This window comes from Paraburkholderia bannensis NBRC 103871 (genome assembly GCF_000685015.1).
In the GTDB taxonomy this organism is placed as follows: Bacteria; Pseudomonadota; Gammaproteobacteria; order Burkholderiales; family Burkholderiaceae; genus Paraburkholderia; species Paraburkholderia bannensis.
In genome coordinates, this window is record NZ_BAYA01000071.1 from 1 (window position 1) to 6511 (window position 6511).

General features: G+C 70.2%; 2 protein-coding genes. Both read right to left on the bottom strand.

Translation table 11 applies throughout. The features are described from left to right. A partial coding sequence (locus BBA01S_RS39170) for a condensation domain-containing protein (RefSeq protein ID WP_027821134.1) occupies positions 1-1698 on the bottom strand: 1698 nt, incomplete at its 3' end. A gap of 44 nt (positions 1699-1742) precedes the next feature. Then, a complete protein-coding gene (locus BBA01S_RS44990) occupies positions 1743-6503 on the bottom strand; it encodes a non-ribosomal peptide synthetase (protein WP_281177051.1) in 4761 nt (1586 codons plus the stop codon). Positions 6504-6511 lie beyond the last annotated feature (8 nt).

The window sequence follows — 6511 nt, forward strand, 5'->3', positions numbered from 1 at the left end:
GGCCCCCGACCAGCGCTGCAATTCGTCATAGCTCAGCGATTGCGACTCGCACCGCAACGCCACCGCTGCAGGCGAACGCGCAGCCTGCGCCACCAGCGAGTCCGCAAGCGAATCAAACGCGTATACCTGCGCGTCCTGCGCCGCAGCCGCCTCCGGCAGCACCAGTTCGCCCACGCGCCGCGTCGCATCGTCCGCGAGTTGCACGAGCATTGCTTGGTACTGCGTCGCAATTCTCGCCACCGTCGCTTCATCGAACACATCGGCGGCAAAATTGAACGACAGCTTGAGCGCGCTCCCCTCGTCGACGACGTTGAGCACCAGATCGAAGCGCGCCGTTTCCGTGCTGCCCGTCTGCGGCTCCACGACCAGTCCGGGCAGTGTCAGCGTCGACGGCGCGCCGCCCTGCTCCAGGTTGAACATCACCTGAAACAGCGGCGAGCGCCCCAGATCGCGCTCGATCTTGAGCGCATCGAGCACCTTGCCGAACGGCACGTCCTGATGCGCCTGCGCCTCCAGCACACGCGCATGCAGCCCCGTCAGCAGGCGCTCGAACGGCATCGCGCCGTTCACCTCGGCTTCGATCACGAGCGTGTTCACGAAGTAGCCCACCAGCGACTCGGTCTCGCGCCGCGCGCGCCCGGCCGACGGCACGCCGATGCGGATCGCCGTCTGCCCGCCGTAGCGATGCAGCAGCGCCGCCCACGCGCCCAGCAGCACCGTGAAAAGCGTGGTGCGCTGCGCGCGCGCGAGATGGCGCAGCCGCGCGGCCAGCGGCTCGGCGATCTCGACGCGGCGGCGGCCGCCCTCGATGCTGCGCGCGGGCGTGCGCGCACGATCCAGCGGCAGTTCGAGTTCGGGCTGCACCGCGCCCAGGCGTGTGAGCCAGAAGGCGAGATCGTCGGCTTGCGTCACGTCCTGCCATTCGCTCTGCCACGCGCTCACATCGCCGAAATGCAGCGCGAGCGGCGGCAACGCCCCGGCCATATCGCCGCCGTCGAGCGCCGCGCGATACAGCGCGACGAGTTCGCGCACCAGCAGCGCCTGCGACCAACCGTCGGAGACGATGTGATGCGTCGAGATCAGCAGCGTCCAGCGATCGTCGGCCAGACGCACGAGATCGGCGCGCAGCAGTGGCCCGGCGGCCAGATCGAACGGCTCGCGCGCGGCGCGGCGCAGCAGCTCGGGCAATTGTCCCTGCAAGGCGGGATCGTCGAGCGTGTGCTCGCGCCAGCCGTAGCTGTCATGCGTCCCGCCGACAACGGCAACGGCAGCGGCAATGCGCTGCACCGCCACGCCGCGCTCTTCGACAAAGCGCGCACGCAAGGCGCCGTGGCGCGCGACCAGCGCAGCGAACGCCGCCCGCAGCGCGCCTACATCGAGCGCGCCCGTCAGGCGTACGGCGCGCGCGAGGTTGTAGGCCGGGTTGAGCGGATCGAGCTTCCAGAGAAACCACAGCCGCGCCTGCGCGGCGGACAGCGGATAGTGATCAGCGCCGTCCGCGCCCTCTGCCGCTTCGCGCGCCAGCGGCACGATCGGCAGGCGCGCCGGATCGATGCCCTGCTCGCGCACCTTCGTGCGCAACAGGCTGCGCCGCGCGGGAGGCAGCGCCGCGTACTTGAGCGCGATGGCGCGCGCGGGGTCGACAGCGGGCGGCGCGGTGTCGCCAGTGATGGGTCGGTCTTCAGTCGTATTCAGCATAGTTCGTTCGAAACCAGATTCGGATGGCGCGAGGGGGCCGTGCCTCAATCGAGCGCGTTGAAAAGATCATCGAGCGCCTGCAGGTCGCTGTGCGCGGCGTCCTCCTCCGCTGCGGCTGCGTCGGCGCGCGCGGGCGCTTCGAGCGCCGACGCCAACGTTGCAGGCGTGGCGTGCTCGAACAGCAGCGCGAGTTCGAGCTTGCGACCCAATAGTTCGGCCAGACGCGCATTCACGCGCACCGCTGCCAGCGAGTGACCGCCCAGCGCGAAGAAGTCGTCGTGCGCGCCCACGCGCGCGACGCCCAGCACCTCGCCGAACACCTGGGCAATTGCCGTTTCCAGCCCGGCAGCGGGTTCGCTCCAGACGCTGTCGCGGGACTCGCCGGTCTCGATCTGCGCGAGCTTCTGACGGTCGAGCTTGCCGTTTGCGGTGCGCGGCAGCGCGTCCACGCCATGCAGCGACGCCGGGATCATGTAGCCGGGCAGCCGCGCGCCCAGCGCCTGACGCCAGCCGTGCGGCAGCTCGCCGACCACATAGCCCACCAGCCGCGCTTCCGCTGCGCCATGCGCGGCGGGTAGCAACGCCACCGCGGCGTCGAGCACGCCCGCACAGGCGCGCAGCGCTTCCTCGATTTCGCCCAGTTCGATGCGATAGCCGCGCAGCTTGATCTGCTGGTCGATACGGCCCAGGCATTCGAATGCGCCGTCGCTGCGCTCGCGCGCAAGGTCGCCGGTGCGATACCGGCGCGCGCCCGGTGCGCCGTCGGGATCGGGCACGAAGCGCTCGGCCGTCAGCGCCGGGCGGCCCAGATAGCCGCGCGCGAGATTGTCCCCACCGATGCACAGCTCGCCGATGCCGCCTTGCGGCGTCAACTGCCCGCTCGCATCGATCACGCGCAGCGCGTTGGCATGCAGCGCGCCGCCGATGGTGAGCGCGGCGCCCGCCGTCATGGGCGCGCGGCTCGACCAGATGGTGGTTTCGGTCGGGCCGTAAAGGTTCCACAGATCGACGCCGCGCTCGATCAGTTGTGCGCACAAATCCGGCGGCAGCGCTTCGCCGCCCGCGATGCCAGTGAGCCTGCGACCGCCCGCCGCCGCGATGCCGCGCCAGCCCGCTTCGAGCAGCACACGCCAGCCGCTCGGCGTGGCCTGCAGCAAGGTCGCGCCGCTCGCGTCGAGCAGACGCGCGAGCGCCACGCCGTCGGCGGCCACCCGCGCATCGGCCAGTTCCAGCGTCGCGCCCGTGATCAGCGGCAGGCAGAACTCCAGCAGCGAGATGTCGAACGATGCGGTCGTGACAGACAACAACACGTCGTCGGCGCTAAGGCCCGGCGCTTCGCGCACGCTGCACAGGAAGCGGTCCAGCGCGCCGTGCGACACGGCCACGCCCTTGGGCCGCCCGGTCGAACCGGAGGTGTAGATCACGTAGGCAAGCTGCGCGTCGTGCACGCTGCGGGCGGCGGGCGATTCAAAGGCCGCATCGATGTCCTCGGGCGAACCCGCGTCGATCACCACGCGTGCGTCCAGTCCGCCGCCCAGACGGGCGAGGCCCTGCGCGTCCGTAACGATGCGCGTGATGCCCGCGTCGTCGAGCATGTAGCGCAGTCGCTCGACCGGGAACTCGGGGTCGAGCGGTACGTAGGCCGCGCCGCTGCGCATCACGCCGAGCATCGCTGCGATCAGCGCGGGCGCACGCGTGAGACACACGGCGACGCGCTCTTCTCGCGCCACGCCGCTCGCGCGCAGACGGGCGTCGATGCCGGCGCTCCAGCGCGCAAGCGTCGCGAAATCGACCGACGCGCCGTTGTGGCGCAGCGCGACACGCGCGGGCGTGCGCGCGGCCTGCTGCTCGAAGCGCGCATGCAAGGACGCGAACGGTGCCTCATGCGACGGCCCGGCCGGCGGCGCGCTTGCCCGCACGCTCAGCTCGCCGACGTGGCGCGCGCCCTGTGCCACATCGGCAAGCTGTTCGAGCACCGCACAGTACTGCGCGTGCAGCGCTTCGACCTGGGCGCGCTCCAGACGGCGGCTGTCCCAGCCCCATTGCAGTTCGATCTGCTTTGTCGGCAGCACGGTCAGCGTGAGCGGATAGTGCGTGCGTTCGAGCGTTTCAATGCGCTCGACGCGCAGCGCCGCCGGCTCCTGACGGCCCGATCCCGTGGCGAGCGGATAGTTCTCGAACACGATCAGGCTGTCGAACAGCGCGTCGCCGCTGCGTCCCGACCATTGCTGCAACGAGGTGAGCGGCGTGTGCTCGACGTCGCGCAGCGCAACGTTATAGGCCTGCAGCGCGCCGAGCCAGTCGTCTACGCGCGCCGCGCCCGGCACGGCGGTGAAGACCGGCAGACTGTTGATGAACAGGCCGATCATGTTGTCCGCGCCCGGCAGCGATGCCGGACGCCCGGACACCGTCACGCCGAACGCCACCGACGCCTTGCCGCTCAGGCGCGCCAGCACGACGGCCCACGCGCCCTGCATCAGCGTATTGAGCGTCACGCGGTAGTGCTGCGCGGCGCGCCGCAGACGCGCATCCAGCGCGCCGTCGAGCGTCTGGGCGAGCTTTTGCGGCACGTTGGCCGCAGCCGTGCGCGGCGCGGGCAGACTGCCGGTGAGCGTGCCCGCGTCATCGGCGGCGGGCAGGCGTTCGAGCCACCAGTCGCGCGCGTCGGGCTGACGCGAGAGCCATTCGACATAGCGTCGATACGGTTGCGCCGCAGCCACAGCGGGCGCATCAACGCCCCTGCCGCCGTGCGCGTATTCGTCGAACACCTCGGAGAGCAGGCGTGCGCCGCTCCAGCCGTCGGTGAGGACGTGGTGATGCGTGCGCACCAGGTCGAACGCACCGTCCGGGCGGCGGAACACGTTCACGCGCATCAGCGGCGCGCGCGACGTATCGACGCCCTCAGCCAGATCGGCGCTGCGCCAGTCGGCCAGACGCGCGTCGTAGTCGAGCGCCTCGCGCCAGTCGTGAACCGCGAACGGCAGCACCGCATCGCGTTCGACAATCTGCAGCGCCGTCCCGCCGTGCCGCCATTCGAAGCGCGTGCGCAGCACGTCGTGACGCGCCAGCGCCGCCTGCCAGACCGCCCGCAGGCGGTCTTCGTCCAGCTCGCCGCGCAGCGTGAGCTGCAGCTGGTTCACGTAGACGCCCTGACCTTGCTGACGCTCGCTGTGATAGAGCAAGCCCTGCTGCAGCGGCGTCGCCGGATAGATATCAGCGACCTGGCCGAGCTTGAGGCCAAGCGCGCTCAACTGCGACTGGTTCAGGCCCGAGAGCGGGAAATCGGCCGCCGTCGCGCCCGGCGGCGCGGCGACGCAATGCGCGAGCAACGTGTGCACATTGCGCTCGAAACCGCTCATCAGGCGCTCGACCGTCGCGCGGGTCACACGAGCGGGATCGAAACGCCAGCGCAGCACGAGGCTTTCCCCGGCGATCAGGCCGTTCAGGTCGAGCGCGTAATCGACGCGCGCATCGTCGCTGAGATTGCGGCCCGCGCTTTGCTCGCTGAAGGCGAAGCGCGAATCGGCGTCGATCGCCTGATCGAAACGACCCAGATAGTTGAAGCTCACGGCCGGACGCGCACGCGTGCGCTCCGCCTCCAGCAGCCCCCAGTGGAAGCCCTTGTGCGGCACCGCGCGCATGCGCTCCTTGACGGCGATCAGCGCATCGGCGGGCGTGGCCGCGTGCGCGGGCAGCACCACCGGGAAGCGCGTCGTAAACCATCCGACCGTACGGCTCAGATCGACACCGTCGATCAGATCCTCCCGGCCATGGCCTTCGAGCTCCACGGCCAGCGTGGCCGCGCCGCTCCATTCGCCGACCGCCTGCGCGAGCGCCGCGAGCAGCAGTTCGTCGACGCGCGTGCGCCAGGCGCGCGGCGCGATCTGGATCAGCTCCCGGGTGCGCTGCGGGTCCAGCTTCCATTCGACCACGACGCTGTCGGCCATGCGCGTGGACGACGGGACGCCGAAGGCGGTTTGCCCGGTCGCAACGCTCGATTGCCCAGGCGCGCCGAGCGTGTCACGCCACCATGCGGCTTCGGCCTGTACCACGGGCGCGCCGGCGTACTCGTGCAGCGCATTCGCCCAGGTGCTCCATGCGGTCGAAGCTGCGCCGAGTGCGATGGTCTCGCCGTTTTCGGCCTGTTCATATGCGCTTTGCAGTTCTTCGAGCAGCACGCGCCACGACACGCCATCGACGGCGAGGTGATGAACCGCGACCAGCAGCCAGCTTTGTGCGGGCGTCTCGAAACAGCCGATGCGCCAGATCGGGCCATGTGCAAGGTCGAGGCTCGCCTGCAGCGTGTCGCAGGCGGCGCTCAGCGCATCGACCGAGGCCAGGGTCTGACGGTGAATCAGACCGGCTTCCTGCAGCTGCGCGTCGGCAACGCCCAGCACGCGCTGACGCCAGCGACCGTCTTCCTGCGCAAAGCGCAAACGCAGCGCGTCATGGCGCTCGCGCAGCGCGGCGACAGCTTGCTCCAGCGCGGCAGGATCCAGACGGCCCCGCACGTCGAGCAGCACCGACTGGTTCCAGTGCGATTCGCCTTGCGGATAGTGCTCGAAGAAGCGGCGCTGGATCGGCGTGAGTTCAAAGGCTTCGGCGTGTTCTGCCATCGCCGTCTGCGTATCGCCGACGCGTTGAGCGCGTTGCGCGAGCGCGGCGACCGTGGGGTGCTCAAACACCTGACGCGGCGTGAGCACCAGACCGGCCTCGCGGGCGCGCGCAATGATCTGCAGGCTCTGGATCGAGTCGCCGCCCACTTCGAAGAAGTTCTCCGTCACGCCGATATCGTCGCGCCCCAGTACCGTTT